Genomic DNA, 22,779 nt, shown 5'->3' with positions numbered 1-22,779 from the left:
TATTTCATGTTTTTGCTTTCATATTTGAAGGAGGTGTAAGTCATGGCAGTACCTAAAACAAGAACTTCTAAAAAAGTTAAAAGACAACGTCGTACTCATTTCAAATTACACGTGCCTGGCATGGTAGAATGTTCAAATTGTGGAGAACTAACTAAGCCACACCATGTATGTAAATCATGTGGGCAATATGATGGAAAAGAAGTTGTTAGCAAATAATTACAGGATATAAGCAAAACAGATCACAGAAATGTGGTCTGTTTTTTGCATCTATACATAAAGGAGGATGTCCAAATGGGAGAAACGATTACATATAAATTTTATCCTGAGAAAGCATATGGAATAATCACGATTAATCGCCCTGAGAAGCGGAATGCAATATCTATAGAAATGGCGAAGAGACTATTGCTAGTACTTGAAGAAGCAAATCAAGATCCTTTGAAATTTCTAGTTGTAACTGGTGTTGGAAACCGGATGTTTTGTTCTGGTGGGGATTTAACAGATTTGCATGGCGAACTATCTTCATCTGAAGCTGAAAGTAGTCTACTAAAGATGATGGAAGTATTATACCGATTGGCTATTTTTAAGGTTCCAACTATTGCTCTTATGAATGGTGGTGCTGCTGGAGGAGGTTGTGAGCTTGCTTCAGCATGTGATATACGAATTGCCAAAAGCGATACAAAATTTGGATTTGTTCAAACCAACCTGGGGATTATACCTGGGTGGGGAGGTGGAGTACTCTTGGCGAAAAGAATCCATCCTAGTTTTGCAAATCAATGGATTATGGAAGGTACTATTTTTGATGAAAAGACCTTAGAATTAAAAGGTTGGATTCATAGAGTTATAGATGATAACGGATGGGCGGATATAGACAAACTATTGGAACCATATTTAACTAAATCTTATAGTCAAATGCAAATCTTAAAGAGTCAGTTTTTAGATGAGATAGGTGTGATAGGCTTAAAAGACAAGATGAAAAACGAAGTGAAACAATGTGCAACACTTTGGGATTCACAAGAGCATAAAAATGCAGTATTAGCATTTTTTAACCGGAACTAGAACTAGGAATAATTTAGAAAATTATCTAAAGAGTATTCTATCACTCCTACTTTGTGCATACATTGATAGCAAAGAGATAAGGAGTGATGTTATGAATGCGACAAGGCAGGATGCCTGGACTGAAGACGAAGACGTTATACTAGCAGAAACAGTACTTCGTCATATAAAAGAAGGAAAAACACAACTTGAAGCCTTTAAAGAGGTAGCAAAGCAATTATCTAGAACCTCTGCAGCATGTGGATTTAGATGGAATGCAACGATACGTAAAGAATATCAGGAACAAATACAACGGGCAAAAGAAGAACGTAAACTTGGTGGTAGAAAAGCTATTTGGAATTTTGAAAACTCGAAGTCTGCTCCTGAAAAAGATACGATAGAATCCGCAATTATGTTGCTTGAGAAAATGAAATCTAACTTTGAGGAACATCAGGATTTGGCAAGAAAAGAACAGGAACAATTGTTGAAAAAATTGGAAGAAGAAAATAATAAGTTAAAATTACAATTACAACGGTACGAAAATGCCTGGGAGGAAATGGGCAATCTTTGGAAATGGATTAAAGATAAAAATTGAGCTTTGTGCCATTAAATAATACTTAGGATTAGTAATAATTGTTATATTCCAAGGATTACACATAGGTAACCTCATTTGCGTTGATGGAATTGGTAAACGTTCCGTATATTAGAAAGATCATGCTATTATATTATAAACGCAAGAAGAAAGAGGCTAATCATATTAGCCTCTTTGTGATATATAAAGGATAATTTTGGTCAACTTCTTTTGCGTAGATACACGTTACATATAAATGAAAAAGCTTTCATTTTAGTTTGTGCCTTTTTCTTTTATCCCATTTGGTAACCAGAGCAATGGATTTTGACCAAAGTCTCTTTGCATTTCGTAATTTGCTTTTTGGAACCCCATTTTCTCCCAGAATCCTTGGGAATTTATTCTTGGATTTGTTTTTATCGGTAGGTTATATCCTTTTGCGTATTCTACTAGTTTCTTTCCCAACCCTTTGTCACGATAGTGTGGAAGTACTTCCAATTTCCATAATTCTAAATAATCATGTTGTGGTTCAAAGTATTTGTCGTATTTTTTGTCTACTCTATACAAACTCATTCTGGCAACAAGTGATCCACCGTAATATATGCCATAGAACGGAGATACACTATCGTTCTCCACAATATTAGATTGTAATTCTTCTAGCATAGACAATTCCTGGTTTCCATATTCTTTAAAGCGTTTAAATTCTTCTAGTGTCTTATAATTGATTAATAGTTTTTCAACCTTCATGTCTCCCATAAAATTCGTCCCCCTTTGTTGTTAGAAATTTTATTTTGAATATTATACTTTAATTATAATACAAAATTGACAGAAATGTCATTTTGGTATTAGGAATAATAAATATTTCCCAAACCTAGTACAAATTCTTAATATTTTGATACAATATAAAAAGTTATTGTACTAGTAGTATAGAGGGGAACATTCTTTTATGGTAGATTTTTTTATAATATTGCTTGCATTTTTTATTACAGCACCTATTCTGATAACCATTTTAACTTACTATTCATTAAAATTTATGTATCAAAATCCAATAAAAGCCTTTCATAAGTCAATTAATTGGACAACAATCATTTACATAATAGCGGTGAATACTTTGCTATCCTATTTATTTGAAGGGGCATATATTGGGTATATAATTGTATTTATGTTATGTATACTTACTATTATTGTTATTCTGCAATGGAGGAACAACTTGGAAATCAATTACCAAAAAGCATTAAAGTTATTATGGAGGATATCTTTTCTATTCTTTTTTGTCTTGTATATTATTCTTGTACTATATGGGATTCTAAGAGGTGTACTTGTTTAGGTGTGCAGAGTTGTGAAATAGATTTTTGTTGCTAAAAATAGCTAGCTGTACATGTAACAAAACAGAAAACATGATAAAATACAATCTTTCTTGTACAATACCTATAGATAGAAAACCTCTAAAGGAGTACGTAATGAATGAGAATTGAACCAATAAAGATTGAAAACCAGAATAAATTAGTCCGAGATTATCGTGACCAAAAACTATCCATCATGAACCATTTTGATTATGGATTCTTGGAATATGATAATCGTTTGAAAGAATTAAAGACCCGTACTTATCAAAGACAAGAACTTGTTAAAGTACTAACACAATTGAATAATGATTGGGGAGCTTCGGATGCTACACTACATAATATTGAGCGTTTGAAACAAGAAGAAAGTGTCGTTGTAATTGGAGGCCAACAAGCTGGAGTGTTAACAGGGCCATTATATTCAGTTAATAAAGTAATATCGATCATACAATTAGCAAAGCAACAAGAAGAAAAATTAGATGTTCCAGTTATTCCGGTATTTTGGATTGCAGGAGAAGACCATGATTTTGAAGAAATAAATCATGTGTATGTTAATCGTAACCATAAAATGAAAAAAATAAAAGTAGGGCAAAGAGTTCTTGAAAAGCATTCTATATCTCAAATTGCATTAGATCGAACGAATGTATCAAACTTTGTAGACACTATAATGGAAGAGCTAAGAGAAACGAGGTATACAAAAGAGTTAACTGATTTAGTAAGAAATTGTCTTAATGAATCAACTACTTATGTTGATTTTTTTGCTCGATTAATACTAAAGTTATTTAAAGATGAGGGTATTGTACTTATTGACTCTGGAAACGATTCTGTGAGAAGACTTGAAAGTAGATACTTCTTAGAAATGATTCAAAAACAAGAAGATATAAGTAATGGTGTATATACTTCCCTTAAGGAAATAACTGAAAAAGGGTATTCTGTTTCCTTGGATGTTACGAAGGACGATGGTAATCTTTTTTATCATAAAGATAAAGAGAGAATTTTATTAAGTAGAAATCCTGAAGGAAATTGGATTGGAAAACAAAATGAAGTAATCTTAACAACAGACGAGTTACAGGAAATAGCGATTAACAAACCAGATATGTTAAGCAATAATGTAGTAACACGTCCATTAATGCAGGAACTAGTTTTCCCAACTTTAGCCTTTGTTGGTGGCCCAGGTGAAATCAGTTACTGGTCTGTATTGAATTCAGCTTTTCATGCTTTAGATATGAAGATGCCCCCTGTTGTACCAAGATTATCTTTTACCTTAGTTGATCGTAAAACGGATAAGTTATTAGCAAAATATAATATACCAATAGAGTCTGCTTTAAATGGTGAAGTTGGGGCTATTAGAGACGTATGGTTTAAAGAGAAGATTAATCCACCAATTGAGGAAACGGTGTCTGAGATAAAGTCTGTTATTACAAAAGTACATGAACCTTTACGAGAGATTGCAAAAGACATTCGTTCCGACATTAATGATCTTGCCGAGAAGAACCTAGAATTTCTCATTCGTGATGTTGAATTTCTTGAAAAGCGAATTATTAATGCTTTGGAGGAACGATTTCAAAAGGAACTAACTGAGTTTACTACTCTTGAAAATTCACTTTACCCAAATGGCTTACAAGAACGTATCTGGAATCCAATTCCATTTCTAAATGAATATGGAATAAATTTAATTAGGGACTTATCTGCAAGCACTTGTTCATTTGAACAGGAACATTTTGTAGTATATATGTAATATTCCACCACTTCCACCCACTTTGTAATTAACTGTCTTTCTTGAAAGTTTAATTCAGCTGGAAATGCTTGATATATCAAGCTTCTAGCCGAACTGCTTTCCAAAGAAAGGCAGTTATTTTTTTGGTTCAAATTAACTGTTTTTGTATATATAATAGATATTTTGAAAAATAAGTGGTGGAAAGTGGGGGGATGTGGTAATATAGATGTATGAAAGTGGGGGCGGACTAAATGTTCATGGGTGAATTCCAGCATAACTTCGATACTAAGGGCAGAATTATTGTTCCTTCAAAGTTCCGTGATGAACTTGGTGAACGTTTTGTTGTCACTCGTGGATTAGATAAATGTTTATTCGCCTATCCGATGTCTGAATGGGCGATATTAGAAGAAAAGCTAAAAAAACTCCCACTTACAAAAAAAGACGCAAGAGCCTTTACGCGATTCTTCTTCTCTGGAGCAGTAGAATGCGATGTGGACAAGCAGGGAAGAATAAATATTCCACAGCCTCTTCGCAACTATGCGGGTTTAGATAAAGAGTGTGTGGTAATAGGTGTATCCAATCGCATTGAATTCTGGGCTAGTGAAAATTGGGAAGACTACTTTAATGAGTCTGAAGAATCTTTCGCAGAGATTGCTGAGAATTTAATGGATTTTGATATTTAAACTGGAAATCGCTAAAGTAGGTGAAAAAATGTTTCAACATTATACAGTATTAAAAGAAGAGTCAATTAAAGGGTTAAATATAAAGCCAAATGGTACATATGTTGATTGTACTTTAGGTGGTGGAGGGCATTCTGAAAGGATAGCCTCACAACTAAATGAAGATGGTCTGCTTATTGCATTTGATCAAGATATGGACGCATTGCTTGCAGCAAAAAAAAGACTTGAAGCATACCAAGATCGAATTCTTTTCATTCATAGTAATTTTAGGTATTTAGAAGAAGAGTTACAAAACCATCAAATTTCTCATGTTGACGGTATTCTGTTTGATCTTGGTGTATCCTCACCTCAACTAGATAGAGGGGAAAGAGGATTTAGTTATCAACATGATGCAAAGCTAGATATGCGAATGAATCAAGAACAGGAATTATCTGCCTTTGAAATTGTCAATAAATGGTCGTATAATAATCTAGTTTCTATCTTTTTTAAATATGGAGAAGAGAAATTTTCTAAGCAAATTGCAAGGAAGATCGAAGAATATCGAAAAACAAATACAATTGAAACGACCTTTCAATTAGTTGATATTATAAAGGAAGCCATTCCTGCTCCTGCTAGAAGGAAAGGCGGTCATCCTGCCAAACGTATTTTCCAAGCAATACGTATAGCGGTGAATGATGAATTGCAGGCTTTCCATAATGCTTTACATCAGGCGGCTCGGGTGGTTTCAATACAGGGTAGAATTGCCGTTATCACTTTTCATTCGTTAGAAGATAGGATATGTAAGCAAGCCTTTAAAAAATGGAGTACACCAAAAGAAACACCAAGGAATCTACCGGTAATTCCAAAAGAATACGAGGCTCCATTTAAAGCAATTAATCGTAAACCAATTATAGCTGACGAATTTGAACTAGAAGAGAATCGTAGGTCAAGATCAGCAAAGCTTCGGATTGTGGAAAAAATTAATAACTGGTCTGATGATTTTAATCACGGGGAAGGGTGGAATAAATAATGGCAGCAAATCATGCGAGAAGTTGGGAACATTCCTATACATCATATCAACCACAAGTTGATAAAAAAGTCATAGTACGTAAAAAAAGCTGGATAACAAAGGGAGAAAAAATGCTTTATTCTTTTGTTGCGGTTTTTCTTTTGATTGCAGGAGGCTTTATGGTTTCCTATTCCTCCTCTACCGATTCATTAAATCGAGAAATTCAAACAATCCAGAATTCAATTACAGATCAACAGGTTGTTAACGAAGGATTAGTATTTGAAATTAAAGATTTAAGTAGACCAGAAAGAATTACACAAATCGCAAGGGAAAATGGTTTTACTATTCAGGCTGCAGAAGTTAAACAAGCCAATGCTTTTAATCAATAATGCGGGTGATTAGGGATGAAAAAGAATAAGACTACACATGCCATGGCTGGAGTTTTAATGGTTATCTTCATCATGGCATTTTTACTTGTTGCAGGACGTTTTTTATATATTCAAGCATCTGGAGTAGTTGAAGGAGTTTCATTAGATGAATGGGCAACGAAAGTACGGACAACTTCTTATACACTAGATTCAGAACGTGGGAAAATCTACGACAAAAATGGCATGACGTTAGCCTACGACATGCCGACTTTTCGTATGTATGCTATTGTTGATGAGAAATTCTCTGAAAACTTGGAGGAGAAACAACATGTCGTTGATCCTGTGGAAACAGCGGGAAAATTGGCTCCATTATTAAATACAGAAAAAGAGTATATTCTTGAACGATTGAAATATGGAATCGAAAATGGTAAATCACAAGTAGAGTTTGGGGCAATTGGTAAGGAAATTTCGCTCCAAACTAAGGATGACATTCAAGCATTAAAACTACCTGGAATCCGATTTGTTCAAGAAAATATTCGCTACTATCCGAATGGTTTGTTCGCTTCCCATATTATCGGGTTTGCTCGTGAAACGGAAGAAGAGACAGAAGATGTTACTAGTAAGGAAATTGTAGGGGTAACAGGTATTGAACGGGAAATGAATGATCTCTTAAAAGGTATAGATGGGTATATTTCATATCAACGAGATATTTATAATAAAAAGCTTTTAGATCCGAATGAAGTAATCCAGTTGCCAGATAATGGGGATGACGTATATTTAACCATAGATCAGAAGATTCAAACACTAGTAGAAGATGTTATGTCTCAGGTCGATGAAAAATATAAACCTGAGCGAATGACAGCTATAGTGATGAATCCTAAAACAGGTGAAATTGTAGCGATGAGTAATCGACCAAGCTACAATCCGAATAATCCTGCAAATGTTAAAAACTGGTATAATGATGCTATTTCAACTCCTTTTGAGCCCGGATCTACCGTAAAGATGTTTACATGGGCAGCCGCTATCGAGTCAAATGTCTATAAAGGTGATGAAGGCTATATGTCAGGCAAGTACCAAATTAGTGATCGTATTAGCCCGATTCATGACTTTAATAGAAAAGGTTGGGGAACTATCTCTTATGATGAGGGGTTTGCTAGGTCTTCAAACGTTGCTGCCGCTAAACTAGTTTGGGAGAAAATGGGTCCAGATACTTTTCTTGAGTACATGAAAGAATTTGATTTTGATGAGCCAAGTGGAATTGATTTACCTGGAGAAGTTCAAGGTCAAATTCTTTATAACTGGCCACTAGAGAAGATAACTACATCCTTTGGACAAGGAAGTACAGCCACACCAATACAGCTCATGAAGGCTGCTACAGCAATTGCAAATGATGGGAAAATGCTCAAACCATATATCATTGATAGAATTGTAGATCCAGATACTGATAGTATTATAGAAAATCATGAACCAGAAGTAGTGGGTGAACCTATTTCTAAAGAAACGGCAGAACATGTGAGAAAGTTACTAGTTTCTGCTGTGCAATCGGAACATGCAGTTGGTAGTCGGTTTAACCTAGACGACTATTCGGTTGGAGGTAAGACCGGAACTGCCCAGATTCCAGATCCTAATGGTGGATATTTAGAAGGTCGAGAAAATTATGTGTTTTCGTTCTTAGGTATGGCACCTGCTGATGATCCAGAATTGATGATGTATGTTTCAGTAAAACAGCCTACCTTAGTATTCGAAACGGGAATTGAGCCAGGTTCTGCTCCAGTTTCTTTTATCTTCAACAATGTCATGGAAAACGCATTACATTATCTGAGTATCGATCCAGATAAGGGTGAATCTAATGAAGTTAGTGTTTACGAGATTCCTAACATAGTGGGAGAATCTGTAAGTTCTTTAACGGATTCATTGAGTGCGTCTGGTGTAGACTTTAGTGTTGTTGGTAATGGTACTAAAGTTGTCCAGCTGAGTGCAGAGAAAGGTACCAAAATATTACCCAATGAAAAGGTAATCATATTAACAGATAGTCCTACAATGCCAAACATTATTGGGTGGTCACATAGAGATATATTAAAGTTAGGTGAAATGCTTTCACTCGATTTAGAAATTATCGGTAATGGCTATGTTGTTACGCAAAGTATTGAGGAAGGTCAAACGATAAGCAAAGGGGCTTACCTTGGTGTCGAATTAAGAACACCGAAGGAGCTACAAAAATTAAAAGCAACGGAAGAAAGTTTGGATGAAGAAGAATCATCCGAAGAAGAATCTGCCGATGTTTTTGAATAGAATTTTTAACAATATATACGGTAAATAGATGAAAAACAGTGTTCTAATCATTTTTTAATTACATATAGTTGATACAAGCCTACCTATGTGAAGGAGATGGATCATGAAACGTGTATCAACTGTAACAGTTAGAAAACGATTAGTCGCTGTTTTTCTTATTGGCATAATTGTTTTTGGTATTATCGATCTTCGCCTGGGATATGTACAATTTGTTCTAGGTGACCAATTGGTGGAAAAAGCGGACAAGTTGTGGAGTAGAAATATTGAATTCCAACCAGAACGAGGGCATATATTAGATGTCAATGGAAAGATAATGGCTGAAAACGTAACTGCCCCTTCTATTGTGCTGGTCCCAAGGCAGATTAAAGATCCTGAAGATACAGCAAAAAAACTTGCTGAAATATTGGACATGCCTGTTGAAAAAGCATTAGAACATGTAACAAAGTCATCTATGTCTGAAAATATTAACCCTGAAGGAAGAAAATTATCCGAAGAACAGGTAAGTGCTATTAGAACCCTAAACATAGAAGGAGTCTATTTAGCCAAGGATTCGATAAGACATTATCCATTTGGAGATGATTTATCACACGTACTAGGTTTTGCTGGGATTGATAATCAAGGACTTATGGGATTAGAACTCTATTACGATGAATTGTTAAACGGTGAAAAGGGAAGTCTATCCTTTTATTCAGATGCAAAAGGAAAACGACTTAATCAACTTGCTGATGTCTATTCACCTCCAAAAGATGGCTATGATTTAGTGACAACTATTGATTCGCGCATTAACACCATTATGGAACGTGAATTAGATTTGGCCGTAGCCAAGTATAATCCTGATGGTGCTTTAGCTATTGCAGTTGACCCTGATACTGGTGGAATTTTGGGGATGACTACAAGACCAAATTTCCATCCGGAGAATTACCAGGAAGTTGACCCTACGATTTATAGTCGTAACCTACCAATATGGAGTACGTATGAACCTGGCTCAACGTTTAAAATCATTACACTTGCTGCTGCGTTAGAGGAAAAAGCAGTAGATCTTCATGAGGACCATTTTCATGACCCTGGCTTTATAGAAGTTGGAGGTGCTAAACTACGATGTTGGAAGCCGGGAGGACACGGGGAACAAACCTTTTTAGAAGTTGTCCAAAACTCTTGTAACCCTGGATTTGTTCACTTGGGCGAGGAACTTGGAAAAGAAAAGTTGTTTAGCTATATTAAGGAATTTGGATTTGGTCAGGAAACAGGTATTGATTTACAAGGTGAAGGGTCAGGAATATTATTTAAACCAGAGAATGTTGGACCTGTTGAACTGGCAACAACTGCATTTGGTCAAGGGGTTTCCGTAACACCTATACAGCAGGTGATGGCTGTTTCTGCGGCGATTAATGGAGGCTATCTTTACGAACCATTTATTGCAAAACAATGGGTAGATCCTCGTACAGATGAAATCGTATCTTCCAAAGAACCTAAGCTTAAAAATAGAGTTATCTCTGAGGAAACCTCTGAGGAAATCCGAAAATCATTAGAAAGTGTTGTAGCAAAGGGTACAGGTAGACCAGCTTATGTAGACGGTTATCGAGTAGGAGGTAAGACGGGTACTGCGCAAAAGGTTGGACCAAATGGGGGCTATTTAGAAAATAACCATATTGTATCTTTTATAGGTTTTGCTCCAGCTGATGATCCAGAAATTGTAGTATATGTTGCAGTTGATAATCCAAAAGGAGTTCGCCAATTTGGTGGTACGGTAGCAGCACCTATTGTGGGTGCAATTATTAAAGAAAGTCTTCCACTTATGGGGGTTGAACCACGTTCGGATGGTTTAGAAAAGGAATACTTATGGCCAGAGCAACCAAAAGTCGAGGTTCCAAATTTAATCGGATTAGATAAAAAACAATTAGTTCAAATGATGTCTGACTTGTCTGTGGAGGTAAGTGGTTCTGGAGACATCATCATTGACCAAGACCCTGTAGCTGGAACGAAGGTAGAACCTGGTTCAAAAATAAGGATATATTTATCGGAAGAAAAGAAAGTAAAAGAAAAAGATAGTGAATAACAATAGAACATGGTGCAGGGAACAGTTTTTTGGTTGTGCAGATGAAGACATAAGATAAGAAAAGTCTTCATCTGTTTCCCCTTACCTATAAAAGAGATGTAAAAAATCATTCAGAATACACCATTATTCTGGTATAATAAATTGGATGTGATAAATTTTTAAAGGGTAGTCTACCCTCTTAAAAATATCCACGAAAGAGAATATTATGTTGGAGAAAGGAAGATGTCTTTATGCGATTAAAGGAAATTCTTTCTTTTCATCCATTCGCTCAACAGTTCTCAGCACTATACGACATAGAAATTAATAATCTAAAAATGGATTCTAGAGAGATTAATAAGGGAGATTTATTTGTTTGTATTAGTGGTTTTACAGTAGATGGTCATGATTATGTCGATGAGGCCGTAAAAAACGGAGCAATTGTAATTGTGGCTGAAAGGGATATTCAAGCCAATGTTCCAGTTGTTATTGTCCCTGATACAGTCCGATTTTTAGCGATGGCTGCGGCAAAGTTTTATCAATATCCGACCAATCAAGTGCCTTTAATAGGTGTAACAGGAACGAATGGGAAAACAACTGTAACATATCTATTGGAGCAAATATTCAAGTACTACGGGAAAAAGACGGGTGTTATTGGGACCATTCAAATGAAAATTGGTGAAGATATTTTCCCAGTGGATAACACAACTCCTGATGCATTGTTTTTACAAAACACGATAAGAAAAATGATTGACAATGGGGTAGAACAAGTCATTATGGAAGTATCTTCTCATGCTCTTGATCAAGGGAGAGTTTATGGTTGTGATTATAATACTGCCATTTTTACAAATCTCACCCAAGATCACTTAGATTACCATGATTCAATGGATGACTATCTACGAGCTAAAAGCCTTTTGTTTGCACAATTAGGAAGCGGATACTATTCGAATAATAGGAAATTCGCAGTTATAAATCATGATGACTCAGCATGTCACAAATTAATACGTTCTACGGCTCAAAAGGTTATTACATATGGGATTGAAAATGAGTCCATGATTATGGCAAAATCCATTTCATTGACACCCACTGGAACTAGATTTTTATTATGTACGCCAAATGGAAATACTGAAATCAATAGTCAATTAATTGGGAAGTTCAATGTGTCCAACATGTTAGCTGCAAGTGCTGCTGCACTAGTAAATGAGGTTCCGCTTTCTGTTGTGAAAAAGGCACTTGAGACCATACAGGGTGTAACGGGTCGTTTTGAGCTTGTAACACATGAACAATCGTTTTCGGTAATTGTTGATTATGCACACACACCAGATTCATTAGAAAATGTATTAACCACTATCCGTGAGTTTGCACAACAAAAAGTGTATGTAGTTGTCGGCTGTGGTGGTGATCGGGATAGAACCAAGAGGCCATTAATGGCTAAAATTGCGTTAAAATATGCAGATGAGGCAATATTTACTTCTGACAATCCTCGCACTGAAAATCCTGATGTTATTATAAACGATATGATTAGTGGGTTAAACAATTCAGGAGGTAAATACCAGGTTATTCCTGACCGTCGAAAAGCAATTTACCAAGCAATCAACCAAGCAACAGATCAGGATATTATTTTAATTGCAGGCAAGGGACATGAAACCTACCAACAAATTGGCCATGTCAAGCATCATTTTGATGACCGCGAGGTGGCTAAAGAAGCATTGTTAATGAAGGAGAAATAAATATGTTATTTACGGTCAATTGGTTAAGAACAGTTTTTCCTGATGTCCGTGGAAAATCTGATGATGATAAAAAAATTTATAGATTTTTTACCGATAGTCGGATAAAATCAGAGGACTCCTTATTTATTCCAATAGTTGGGGAATCATTAGATGGTCATGAGTTTATAAAGCAAGCTTATGAAAATGGAGCAATTGCGACTCTATGGGATAAAAATAAGGCTTTACCTAATGGCTTACCAGATGATTTAATTGTTTTTCTTGTAGACGATACAACGAAAGCATTGCAGCATTTGGCAAGTACTTATCGTGATGAAATAAATCCAATTGTCATTGGTGTTACAGGATCAAATGGTAAAACAACGACAAAGGATATTGTAGCTTCAATAGTAAAAGAAAAGTATGAAACCCATTTTACCGATGGAAATTTCAATAATGAATACGGCCTCCCATTTACTATACTCTCCATGAGCAGAGATACAGAAGTACTTGTTTTGGAAATGGGAATGAGTAGTTTCGGAGAAATTGAGTTATTATCAAATATTGCTAAGCCGGATTATGGAGTCATTACAAATATTGGAGAGTCACATATTGAATATTTAGGTTCTCGTGAGGGAATTGCGAAAGCGAAATTGGAAATACTTAGCGGTCTGAATAAAAACGGTAAACTTATTATTGATGGTGATGAAGAATTACTTTCTCATGTCCATGCTCAAAACAATGTAATTAAAGTAGGGTTTGGAACCAATAATGACTTTATTGCATCTGATATTGAGTTAAAACGAAATGATACATCTTTTAAAGGATCTGATGGAAATGATTACACAGTTTCCCTTTTAGGTTCACATAATGTAAAAAATGCTTCCTATGGTGTAGTTTTAGGTAAGTTATTGGGAATTAACACTAAAAAAATTCAGGATGCACTGCAAACATTATCACTGACAGGTATGAGATTTGAATTATTAAGTGGGGTGAATGAAGTTTCCATCATTAATGATGCTTATAATGCCTCGCCTACCTCCATGATGGCGGCAATTGATGTTGTTCAGCAAATGGGAGGATTCAAAGACAAGGTAGTTGTTCTAGGAGATGTTTATGAGTTAGGGGAACAATCTAAAACCTTACATGAAACAGTTGCAGAAGTTGTTAATGATTCCATCACTTGTCTTTTCACTATTGGTGAGGATTCTTGCGTGATAAGTGAGGTAGTACAAAAAAAATTTCCCAATATGAAGGTAAAACACTTTCATGTAAAAGAAGATGTACTTCCTGAATTACAACAATATTTGAGTAGAGATACATTAATATTATTTAAAGCATCAAGAGGAATGAAACTCGAATCAATTATTGAGGAACTAAAATAACAAAAGTTAGAGATAAATGGGTTGGACGGTTGGCACTTGAAGGAGGAAAAATTTTATGAGTATTTTAGGTCTAATTATAACAATTGCTATAGCATTTCTCATTACCGTCCTTTTGTCCCCAATTTTAATTCCATTTTTAAGACGTTTAAAGTTTGGACAAAGTATTCGGGAAGAAGGACCAAAGTCTCACATGAAGAAAAAGGGTACTCCTACGATGGGGGGACTCATGATTGTCATAAGTATTGTTATCACATCTCTTATTATGGTTAGTAAATATGGTAATGGTGAAATTGGTTACAAAATAGGGTTATTATTGTTTGTCCTTTTAGGTTATGCATTACTAGGATTTTTAGATGACTTCATAAAGGTAGTTCTAAAAAGAAACTTAGGATTAACATCTAAGCAAAAAATGCTTGGACAAATTATTATTGCTATTATTTTTTATATTATATTAAAGAATCAGGGATTCCCAACATATATTCAAATACCAGGTACAGATATTCAATGGGACCTTGGTTTTGGGTATGCATTTCTTATTGTCTTTATGCTTGTTGGAGCCTCCAACGGTGTAAACTTAACAGACGGTCTTGATGGACTATTAGCTGGTACTGCAGCAATTGCATTTGGTGCGTTTGGGATTTTAGCATGGTATGGTGAGCCACAAGTTGAGGTTGCCATATTCTCATTAGCTGTTGTTGGTGCACTTCTAGGATTTTTAGTATTTAATGCACATCCGGCGAAAGTATTTATGGGGGACACCGGTTCACTAGCACTTGGAGGTGCTGTTGCTGCTGTTGCCATTTTGACAAAAATGGAAATTTTGTTAGTCATTATCGGTGGGGTTTTCGTAATGGAAACTTTATCTGTAATCATTCAAGTTATATCATTTAAAACTACCGGGAAAAGGGTCTTTAAAATGAGTCCATTACACCATCACTATGAATTAGTCGGATGGTCAGAATGGCGAGTTGTTACTACATTTTGGTTGATAGGACTTGTTTTTGCTGCTCTTGGTATTTACATCGAGGTGTGGTTACGTTGAATAAATTAGTTGATTTTCCTTATTCACATGTTCTTGTACTAGGACTTGCAAAAAGTGGAACAGCTGCAACACAGGTTCTGCTTGAAAGTGGTATTCATGTAAGAGTAAATGATTTAAGAGCAACTGATGAGGATGATGTGGTTAAGGATTTACGTTCATTGGGAGCAGAGGTGGTTGTTGGCTCACATCCATTAAATGTATTAGATGATATTGACTTGATCGTGAAAAACCCTGGAATACCTTATGACAATGTGATCTTAAAGGAAGCAGTTAACCTAGATATTCCAATTATTACCGAAGTTGAGCTTGCTGGTCAGTTGGCAGAGGGCATGATTATAGGCATTACCGGATCCAATGGTAAGACAACAACAACCATGCTTATATATGAGATGCTTGCTGCAAGTAAGACTCCTGTTAAACTAGCTGGAAATATTGGAATTGTTGCAACAGAAATTGCAAGAAATTTAAGTCATGATGATAGATTAGTACTAGAACTTTCATCTTTTCAGTTAATGGGAATAAAGACATTTAGACCGAACATAGCTGTTCTGTTAAATATTTTCGAGGCTCATTTGGATTATCATAAGACATTAGAGAACTACAAACTTGCAAAGTCTAATATCTTTCTCAATCAATTGGAAGATGATTATTTAATTTTTAATGCAGATGAACCAAATGTTTTGGAAGCTTCTAGAAGTGCTAAGTCAATTAAAGTACCTTTTTCAGTTTCTATTAAGCAAGAAAATGGTGCTTGGATTGATCATGAGAACTTGTATTTTAAAGAGGAAAGAATTATTGCTTTAAAAGATATTGTTTTAGTTGGCATTCATAACCTAGAAAATATTCTAGCAGCAGTATGTGCTGCCAAAATTAGCGGTGCGACGAATGAAGGGATAAATAAAGTCCTGAAAACATTTAGTGGTGTCACACATCGTTTGCAATTCGTTGCTAATAAAAATGGACGACTAATCTACAATGACTCGAAAGCTACTAACATACTAGCAACTCAAAAAGCATTAGCATCCTTTAACCAATCAACAATACTGCTCGCAGGTGGCTTAGACCGCGGTAATGGATTCGATGATCTAATCCCATATTTTAAAAATGTAAAAGGAATCGTTGTTTTTGGTGAGACGGCTGATAAGTTAAAGAATACCGCTGAAAAAGCAGGGGTAAGTACAATTACTTATGCCGAAAATGTAGAAGATGCTGCTCTCAAAGCATATGCAATGTCAGAACCAGATGATGTTATACTATTATCGCCAGCTTGTGCAAGTTGGGACCAATACAAGACTTTTGAAGAAAGAGGAGACATGTTTATACAAGCCGTGCATACAATAGAGTAGGGGCTTGTATTAAAATAATTGTCCATAAACGTTATAGATATTAAATGCCCCTAGATCAACAAATGTTGCGAGGGGTGTTTTTTTGTTTAATAGAGAGATTTCCATAAAGGACAAGCCAGACTATATATTACTAACTGTTATATTGTTATTACTACTTATTGGAATGGTGATGGTATATAGCTCTTCATATATTTGGGCGGAGTATAAGTATGCAGATTCACTTTATTTTGTTAAAAGACAATTGTTATTTGCTGGTGTTGGTGTAGCGGGAATGTTTTTCTTTATGTATATTCCATATAGTAATTGGGCGAAATATGCAAAGGCCATTTTACTTGTTTGTTTTGGACTCCTTCTAATCGTATTAATTCCAGGGGTTGGATTAACCAGAGGTGGAGCCCAAAGCTGGATCGGGATTGGGGCATTTAGTATACAGCCCTCTGAATTTATGAAGCTAGGTCTAATCATATTTTTGGCTGTTTTTTTATCAGCAAACCAGAAATATATAACCTCTTTTAGAAAAGGATTTTTTCCAGCTTTACTTTTAGTATTTACAGCATTTGGGCTAATCATGTTACAGCCAGATCTTGGGACTGGTATGGTATTAATCTTAACTTGTATGATTATGATATTTGTCTCTGGAGCAAGAATCTCACATTTTATTGGATTAGCCTTGTTAGGATTAGTTGGTTTTGCTTTACTCATCATTTCCGCTCCATACCGTATAAGTAGAATAACCGCCTTTCTTAACCCTTGGGAAGATCCATTGGGAGATGGTTTTCAAATTATTCAATCCTTGTATGCCATTGGACCGGGTGGATTAATGGGTGTAGGATTAGGGAATAGTTTGCAGAAGTATTTTTACCTTCCAGAACCTCAAACCGATTTTATTTTCGCAATACTTGGAGAAGAGCTAGGTTTTATTGGAGGTACACTATTACTACTATTATTTATTTTATTGTTTTGGCGGGGTATACGAGTTGCGTTAGAGGCACCAGATTCATTTGGAAGATTTCTTGCACTAGGGATCGTTTCGATGTTAACAGTACAAGTTATGATTAATATTAGTGTGGTAATAGGATTAATTCCCGTTACTGGTATAACACTACCGTTCCTAAGTTATGGTGGTTCTTCCTTAACCTTGACATTGTGCTCTGTAGGAATCCTACTGAATATTAGTAGAAATGCTAGACTTTAATTTGATGGTTATTATTATTTCATATGAATGTTATATAAATAAACGCTACTCTTTGTATAGCGGAAGTATTAGAGGGCAGTTAGTAATAAAGACACTGCGTACAAGAATTGGTAAAATTTTGTTGTGAAACTATCTATATGTCTACTATATGTTTTTGTGAATGTTGTGTTATAATTTAAATAACTCAGTCTAAACGGCATCTGGTATGCCGTTTTAATGTGTTAATTTTTAAAAAAGGAAAGAATAGAAATGACCAAAGAGAAAATTGTTTCAATAGAGGACCGTATTCCCAAGTTGAAGCAAGCCCGTAAAAAAAAGGCTAATAGACGCCTTGTATTTTACTTATCTATTTTTTTCTTCTTATTATCTATCATTGTCTATCTTCAATCGCCACTTAGCAATGTTAAAACTATTGTTGTTACTGGCAATTCCCTCTATCCAGAGGAAAAGGTTATTGAACAAAGTGGTATAAACAATGATACCAACATTTGGACAATACAAAAAGAGGAAATCATGAATACTCTGGAAAAGAATCCAATAGTTGATAAAGTTACTGTTGAAACGCGGCTTCCATGGACAGTAGAAATTCAATTGATAGAACATGAGAGAATTGGGTATATCAAAAAGGAAGATGACTATTATCCGATCTTAGGGAATGGAGAGGTGCTCTCGGAAAGTAAAAATGATCGACTAACAGGGGATGCACCGTTACTAGTAAATTTTACGGATAAGAAAATTCTAATCGAGATGTCTGAGGAATTGAGCAAGCTACCAACAAACATTTTTAATATCATTTCAGAAATACACTGGTCACAGGCAGACTTGAACAGTAAAGAAATTACGTTATTTATGAGTGATGGGTTTATGGTAGAATCGTCCATACGAGACTTTTCAGAAAAGATGAAAGTTTATCCATCAATTGCGGCGCAGCTTGATCCCAATGCTGAAGGTATTATCCATATTGGAGTGGGAGCTTATTTTGAGCCGTATAATCAGGAAATTACGGAAGAAGAAATAATTACCAATGATAATGAAGAATAACGGACAAAATATATTCATTTAGGAAGAATAATCTAGTAAAAGGATAAAATCTATTAAAATATGTCTAGTTTTTATAGATAAATGACTATTATATATTTCTTTTTTGGAGAAAATCCTTTAAAATAAGAGATTATAGTATAGTTATTAATGGACCATAAAATTAATCATCGCATTGAGAAATATATTTTTGTTTTTTGATGTTTCTGAATTAGGAGGTGCCTTTGTTGAACAACAATGACATACTTGTCAGTCTTGATATAGGTACGACAAAAATTAAAGTTATTATTGGTGAAGTGTTAAATGACTCATTAAACATTATTGGTGTTGGTACAGCAAAATCAAATGGCATGAAAAAAGGTGCTATCGTTGATATTGACCAAACGGTACATTCAATTCGTAATGCAGTTGAACAAGCAGAACGCATGGTAGGAATGCAGATTGATAGTGTTGTAGTGGGCATCAGTGGAAATCATATTCAACTTCAACCTTGTCATGGAGTAGTAGCTGTTCAAAGTGAAAACCGAGAAATTACAAATGAAGATGTGAAGCGAGTAATTGATGGGGCACAGGTTATCTCCATTCCACCGGAGAGAGAAATTATAGATGTCATCCCAAAACAATTTATAGTAGATGGACTCGATGAAATTACTGATCCAAGAGGAATGATTGGTGTTCGTTTAGAAATGGAAGGAACAATTATTACTTGTTCCAAAACAGTCTTACATAACATCTTAAAATGTGTAGAACGTGCTAATTTGAAAGTGTCCGATATTTGTTTACAGCCACTATCAGCAGGTACCGTTGCACTTTCTAAAGATGAGAAGAATTTAGGAGTAGCATTAATCGATGTTGGTGGGGGCTGTACGACAGTCTCAATCTTTGAGAATGACCATATGGTATCAACCAGTGTTGTACCACTTGGAGGAGACAATATCACGAAAGACTTATCGATTGGTTTACGCACTTCAACAGAAGAAGCAGAGGACATTAAAGTAAATCATGGCCATGCTTTCTACGATGATGCTCAAGAAGATGAAGTATTTGAAGCAACAATCATTGGTAGTAATGCAAAACAAACTTTCAACCAACTTCAGGTTGCTGATATGATTGAAGCAAGATTAGAAGAGATTTACGCGTATGTTGAAAGAGAAATCCGTAGAATGGGATATCATGGACTTCCAGGTGGTTATGTACTTACAGGTGGTACCATGAAAATGCCTGGAGCACTTGAACTTGCTGGAGATGTATTTCAAGCAAATGTTCGCATTGCAATACCAGATTACATCGGGGTACGTGAGTCACAATTCACTGCAAGTGTTGGAATCCTACAATTTGCATATCATAATGCAAAAATACAAGGAAAAGAATTATTCCCAGCCATAACTGCCCAAGTAGAAGAACCGAAACCAAAAAGAATGAAGAAACAACCGACAAAATCAACTACTGAAAATGAAAAAGATAAAAAAGAGTCTGGAATTGCTAATTTGTTTAAGTATTTCTTCGATTAATAAGCGTTCCCACATTAAAATTAGCTTCTAGAAATCTTGTAATTTGCATATTAGGAGGAACGAAAAATGTTAGAGTTTGATACTAGTATTGACCAATTAGCTACGATTAAGGTTATTGGTGTTGGTGGTGGCGGAAATAACGCTGTTAACCGGATGATTGACCATGGAGTTGAAGGTGTAGAATTTATCGCTGCCAATACAGATGCCCAAGCTTTAAATTTATCAAAAGCAGAAACTAAGCTACAAATTGGTGGAAAACTAACAAGAGGCCTTGGTGCAGGTGCTAATCCTGAGGTAGGAAAAAAGGCTGCTGAAGAGAGTAGAGAACAACTTGAAGAAATTCTTCAAGGTGCTGATATGGTATTTGTTACGGCTGGCATGGGTGGAGGAACTGGAACTGGTGCTGCTCCAGTGATTGCTCAAGTTGCAAAGGACTTGGGGGCACTAACAGTTGGTGTTGTAACACGTCCGTTTTCATTTGAAGGACGAAGAAGATCCACACAAGCTGTAGCCGGAATAGAAGCATTAAAGAGTAATGTGGATACATTAATTGTTATTCCTAATGATCGTTTACTTGAAATTGTTGATAAAAACACTCCAATGCTTGAAGCATTTAGAGAAGCCGATAATGTATTACGACAAGGGGTTCAGGGTATCTCAGACTTGATTGCAAAACCAGGATTGATTAATGTTGACTTTGCAGATGTTAAGACAATTATGTTTAATAAAGGGTCTGCATTAATGGGGATTGGTATTGCAACTGGTGAAAATCGTGCAACAGAAGCTGCTAAAAAAGCTATTTCTTCTCCTTTATTAGAGACTTCAATTGATGGTGCTCATGGTATTCTTATGAATATTACTGGTGGTACGAACTTAAGTCTTTATGAAGTTCAAGAAGCAGCGGACCTTGTAACCAATGCTGCCGATGAAGAGGTTAACGTGATCTTTGGATCTGTTATCAATGAAGATTTGAAAGATGAAATTATCGTTACTGTTATCGCTACTGGTTTTGACGAAAATAAAAAACCTGAGCAACCAGTTAGACAACGTCCTACGGTAAATCAAAACCAAACTGCTGCAGCGAGAGCTAATGATGATAATGTTCACGTGAAAGAACAAATCCAACAACAAGCTCGTCCACGTCAAGAAGAAGATATTTTGGATATCCCAACATTCTTACGTAACCGAAATAGAAATAGATAATTTTCACATAAGGAACGTATGGCTAATTATAGCCATACGTTTTTTCTTTTTGTAGTATTATATCGAATCTCTTATTTTTTCTCTATTCTACTTACGATGGCAGTTTATATACCAAATTCATCTTAAACTCCCTCGACATAACTAGTTGAAATTAGCATTAATTTGCATACAAGAACTGACAGACTTCGCTTCATAACTAGTTTATACTTCTCTTTATACTTCTAATTTCAGTAGATTGCTTACTTACCGAAATAGAAAATCTGAGTTTTTTTCTCCAAACTTATTAGGTTTCAAAGGAGTGAATTTCTTAGAGGAAACAATGACAATTAGAATATATCCTTTGTAAAACCCGGAAAGGAAAGAATAGTATGACTATTTACCTTGATGCAGTATGGGTTTTGAATTTTCTCTTAGATTTTATGCTTTTGATGTTAACACAAGCACTCTGTCGTGAGTCTACACCCAAAAGCAGATTAATATTAGGGGCCTTTTTTGCATCATTAATTGTTCCAATGACACTATATTTTCCAAACTCATATATCACTACAGTATTTGGGAAGATACTTTATTCTATTCTAATTATCTTGGTTACATTCCGGTTTATCACCTTTAATCGAATGTTAAAGCAATTATTATTGTTTTATTTTGTGTCATTTGCAATTGGAGGTGGATTGTTCGCAGCACATTATCTATTACAAAGTCCAGTTGCTTTATCCGCCATCGGGTTCCTCTCTTTTAGTAGTGGATATGGGGATCCAATTAGTTGGGTTTTCGTCGTAATTGGATTTCCGATTGTTTTTTGGTTTACGAAGAATCGTTTGGACAAGCATGCAATTGAAAAGATCCGCTATGACCAACTTTATGAGGTATCCATCAGAATTAAAAATAAGGCTTTTTCAACTACTGGTTTTATTGACAGTGGCAATCAATTAGTAGATCCATTGACGAAGCGACCAGTCATTATTTGTGATGAGATATTTTTGCAACAATGGTTTACCAAAGAAGAATGGCAAAATCTAAAACAGGCATATGAGGAGTTTAATATAGAACAAATTCCGAATTCCTGGGAGAACTATATTCAAGTTGTTCCATTTCACGGAGTTGAAGGAAAGAGCAAATTTCTTTTCACTATTAGACCTGAAAAACTTACAATCCTATACCATAATCAACAAATTGAAGCGACAAAGGTATTAATTGGTATTCAATTTGCAGATTTAACTAAAGACAAACGATATAACTGTTTACTTCATCCTCAAATTATTAAACTAGCAACTATTCATACAGCATAACATGGCAATCATATGTGAATTTACCAGTTAGTGTTTAAAAGTCCTGG

Annotated in this window: 20 protein-coding genes; 19 read left to right on the top strand and 1 reads right to left on the bottom strand. The window is 35.4% G+C overall.

From position 1 onward, the window contains the following. Positions 1–42 precede the first annotated feature (42 nt). From rpmF to TY11_RS08485, 3 genes are all read left to right on the top strand, one after another. Positions 43–216 (top strand): 50S ribosomal protein L32, encoded by a 174-nt coding sequence (rpmF, locus tag TY11_RS08495; protein ID WP_026906013.1) that lies wholly within the window; start codon positions 43–45, stop codon positions 214–216. 75 nt (positions 217–291) lie between these two features. Further along, entirely contained in the window at positions 292–1,056 is a 765-nt protein-coding gene (locus TY11_RS08490; protein ID WP_042145028.1) for an enoyl-CoA hydratase/isomerase family protein, read from the top strand. Positions 1,057–1,147: 91 nt separating this feature from the next. Then, on the top strand, positions 1,148–1,627 hold the full coding sequence (locus tag TY11_RS08485; protein WP_042145026.1) for an RsfA family transcriptional regulator: 480 nt from the start codon (positions 1,148–1,150) through the stop codon (positions 1,625–1,627). A gap of 249 nt (positions 1,628–1,876) precedes the next feature. On the opposite strand, the gene TY11_RS08480 is transcribed toward TY11_RS08485, so the two are convergent. Continuing rightward, complete coding sequence (locus TY11_RS08480) at positions 1,877–2,356, bottom strand: N-acetyltransferase (RefSeq protein ID WP_042145025.1); 480 nt, start codon at positions 2,354–2,356, stop codon at positions 1,877–1,879. A 190-nt stretch (positions 2,357–2,546) separates the two neighbouring features. On the opposite strand from TY11_RS08480, the gene TY11_RS21105 reads away from it, so the two are divergent. From TY11_RS21105 to spoIIGA, 16 genes are all read left to right on the top strand, one after another. Continuing rightward, positions 2,547–2,927 (top strand): DUF3397 domain-containing protein, encoded by a 381-nt coding sequence (locus TY11_RS21105; RefSeq protein WP_042145022.1) that lies wholly within the window; start codon positions 2,547–2,549, stop codon positions 2,925–2,927. Between the two features lie 137 nt (positions 2,928–3,064). Next, positions 3,065–4,678, top strand: coding sequence for a bacillithiol biosynthesis cysteine-adding enzyme BshC (gene bshC, locus TY11_RS08470; RefSeq protein WP_042145019.1), 1,614 nt, complete (start codon positions 3,065–3,067; stop codon positions 4,676–4,678). Positions 4,679–4,908: 230 nt separating this feature from the next. Continuing rightward, positions 4,909–5,340, top strand: coding sequence for a division/cell wall cluster transcriptional repressor MraZ (gene mraZ / locus TY11_RS08465; protein ID WP_042145015.1), 432 nt, complete (start codon positions 4,909–4,911; stop codon positions 5,338–5,340). Between the two features lie 28 nt (positions 5,341–5,368). Next, complete coding sequence (gene rsmH / locus TY11_RS08460; RefSeq protein WP_042145012.1) at positions 5,369–6,346, top strand: 16S rRNA (cytosine(1402)-N(4))-methyltransferase RsmH; 978 nt, start codon at positions 5,369–5,371, stop codon at positions 6,344–6,346. Beyond that, positions 6,346–6,714, top strand: coding sequence for a cell division protein FtsL (gene ftsL, locus TY11_RS08455; RefSeq protein WP_042145010.1), 369 nt, complete (start codon positions 6,346–6,348; stop codon positions 6,712–6,714). The genes rsmH and ftsL overlap by 1 nt, the downstream gene beginning before the upstream one ends. A 15-nt stretch (positions 6,715–6,729) precedes the next feature. Further along, positions 6,730–8,985: a penicillin-binding protein gene (locus TY11_RS08450; RefSeq protein ID WP_042145008.1), complete on the top strand. Its 2,256-nt coding sequence runs from the start codon at positions 6,730–6,732 to the stop codon at positions 8,983–8,985. 103 nt (positions 8,986–9,088) lie between these two features. Next, a complete protein-coding gene (locus TY11_RS08445; RefSeq protein ID WP_042145006.1) occupies positions 9,089–11,041 on the top strand; it encodes a stage V sporulation protein D in 1,953 nt (650 codons plus the stop codon). Positions 11,042–11,271: 230 nt separating this feature from the next. After that, positions 11,272–12,747 (top strand): UDP-N-acetylmuramoyl-L-alanyl-D-glutamate--2,6-diaminopimelate ligase, encoded by a 1,476-nt coding sequence (locus TY11_RS08440; RefSeq protein ID WP_042145004.1) that lies wholly within the window; start codon positions 11,272–11,274, stop codon positions 12,745–12,747. Between the two features lie 2 nt (positions 12,748–12,749). After that, on the top strand, positions 12,750–14,108 hold the full coding sequence (locus TY11_RS08435) for a UDP-N-acetylmuramoyl-tripeptide--D-alanyl-D-alanine ligase (RefSeq protein ID WP_042145002.1): 1,359 nt from the start codon (positions 12,750–12,752) through the stop codon (positions 14,106–14,108). Between the two features lie 55 nt (positions 14,109–14,163). Next, complete coding sequence (gene mraY, locus TY11_RS08430) at positions 14,164–15,150, top strand: phospho-N-acetylmuramoyl-pentapeptide-transferase (RefSeq protein ID WP_042145000.1); 987 nt, start codon at positions 14,164–14,166, stop codon at positions 15,148–15,150. Then, complete coding sequence (gene murD / locus TY11_RS08425) at positions 15,147–16,496, top strand: UDP-N-acetylmuramoyl-L-alanine--D-glutamate ligase (protein ID WP_042144998.1); 1,350 nt, start codon at positions 15,147–15,149, stop codon at positions 16,494–16,496. The genes mraY and murD overlap by 4 nt, the downstream gene beginning before the upstream one ends. 82 nt (positions 16,497–16,578) lie before the next feature. Beyond that, positions 16,579–17,691: a stage V sporulation protein E gene (gene spoVE, locus TY11_RS08420; RefSeq protein WP_197025072.1), complete on the top strand. Its 1,113-nt coding sequence runs from the start codon at positions 16,579–16,581 to the stop codon at positions 17,689–17,691. Between the two features lie 249 nt (positions 17,692–17,940). Further along, on the top strand, positions 17,941–18,732 hold the full coding sequence (locus TY11_RS08415) for a cell division protein FtsQ/DivIB (protein ID WP_042144996.1): 792 nt from the start codon (positions 17,941–17,943) through the stop codon (positions 18,730–18,732). Positions 18,733–18,956: 224 nt separating this feature from the next. Then, positions 18,957–20,240: a cell division protein FtsA gene (gene ftsA, locus TY11_RS08410; protein ID WP_042144994.1), complete on the top strand. Its 1,284-nt coding sequence runs from the start codon at positions 18,957–18,959 to the stop codon at positions 20,238–20,240. Positions 20,241–20,306: 66 nt separating this feature from the next. Continuing rightward, positions 20,307–21,443 (top strand): cell division protein FtsZ, encoded by a 1,137-nt coding sequence (ftsZ, locus tag TY11_RS08405; protein ID WP_042144992.1) that lies wholly within the window; start codon positions 20,307–20,309, stop codon positions 21,441–21,443. A gap of 368 nt (positions 21,444–21,811) precedes the next feature. Next, positions 21,812–22,732 (top strand): sigma-E processing peptidase SpoIIGA, encoded by a 921-nt coding sequence (gene spoIIGA / locus TY11_RS08400; RefSeq protein WP_042144990.1) that lies wholly within the window; start codon positions 21,812–21,814, stop codon positions 22,730–22,732. Positions 22,733–22,779: the final 47 nt, after the last annotated feature.

The sequence above is a fragment of the Paucisalibacillus algeriensis genome, assembly GCF_000577245.1.
Lineage (GTDB): Bacteria > Bacillota > Bacilli > Bacillales > Amphibacillaceae > Ornithinibacillus.
The sequence above is the reverse complement of the archived record's forward strand: the minus strand, read 5'-3'. Positions and strand labels throughout refer to the sequence as shown.

Coding starts and splice junctions, on each gene's coding strand:
- TY11_RS21105 (WP_042145022.1), top strand. CDS start 2,547: ATGGTAGATTTTTTTATAATATTGCTTGCATTTTTTATTACAGCACCT.
- ftsZ (WP_042144992.1), top strand. CDS start 20,307: ATGTTAGAGTTTGATACTAGTATTGACCAATTAGCTACGATTAAGGTT.
- ftsL (WP_042145010.1), top strand. CDS start 6,346: ATGGCAGCAAATCATGCGAGAAGTTGGGAACATTCCTATACATCATAT.
- mraY (WP_042145000.1), top strand. CDS start 14,164: ATGAGTATTTTAGGTCTAATTATAACAATTGCTATAGCATTTCTCATT.
- TY11_RS08485 (WP_042145026.1), top strand. CDS start 1,148: ATGAATGCGACAAGGCAGGATGCCTGGACTGAAGACGAAGACGTTATA.
- TY11_RS08435 (WP_042145002.1), top strand. CDS start 12,750: ATGTTATTTACGGTCAATTGGTTAAGAACAGTTTTTCCTGATGTCCGT.
- rpmF (WP_026906013.1), top strand. CDS start 43: ATGGCAGTACCTAAAACAAGAACTTCTAAAAAAGTTAAAAGACAACGT.
- mraZ (WP_042145015.1), top strand. CDS start 4,909: ATGTTCATGGGTGAATTCCAGCATAACTTCGATACTAAGGGCAGAATT.
- TY11_RS08445 (WP_042145006.1), top strand. CDS start 9,089: ATGAAACGTGTATCAACTGTAACAGTTAGAAAACGATTAGTCGCTGTT.
- spoIIGA (WP_042144990.1), top strand. CDS start 21,812: ATGACTATTTACCTTGATGCAGTATGGGTTTTGAATTTTCTCTTAGAT.
- TY11_RS08490 (WP_042145028.1), top strand. CDS start 292: ATGGGAGAAACGATTACATATAAATTTTATCCTGAGAAAGCATATGGA.
- TY11_RS08480 (WP_042145025.1), bottom strand. CDS start 2,356: ATGGGAGACATGAAGGTTGAAAAACTATTAATCAATTATAAGACACTA.
- TY11_RS08415 (WP_042144996.1), top strand. CDS start 17,941: ATGACCAAAGAGAAAATTGTTTCAATAGAGGACCGTATTCCCAAGTTG.
- TY11_RS08450 (WP_042145008.1), top strand. CDS start 6,730: ATGAAAAAGAATAAGACTACACATGCCATGGCTGGAGTTTTAATGGTT.
- TY11_RS08440 (WP_042145004.1), top strand. CDS start 11,272: ATGCGATTAAAGGAAATTCTTTCTTTTCATCCATTCGCTCAACAGTTC.
- bshC (WP_042145019.1), top strand. CDS start 3,065: ATGAGAATTGAACCAATAAAGATTGAAAACCAGAATAAATTAGTCCGA.
- rsmH (WP_042145012.1), top strand. CDS start 5,369: ATGTTTCAACATTATACAGTATTAAAAGAAGAGTCAATTAAAGGGTTA.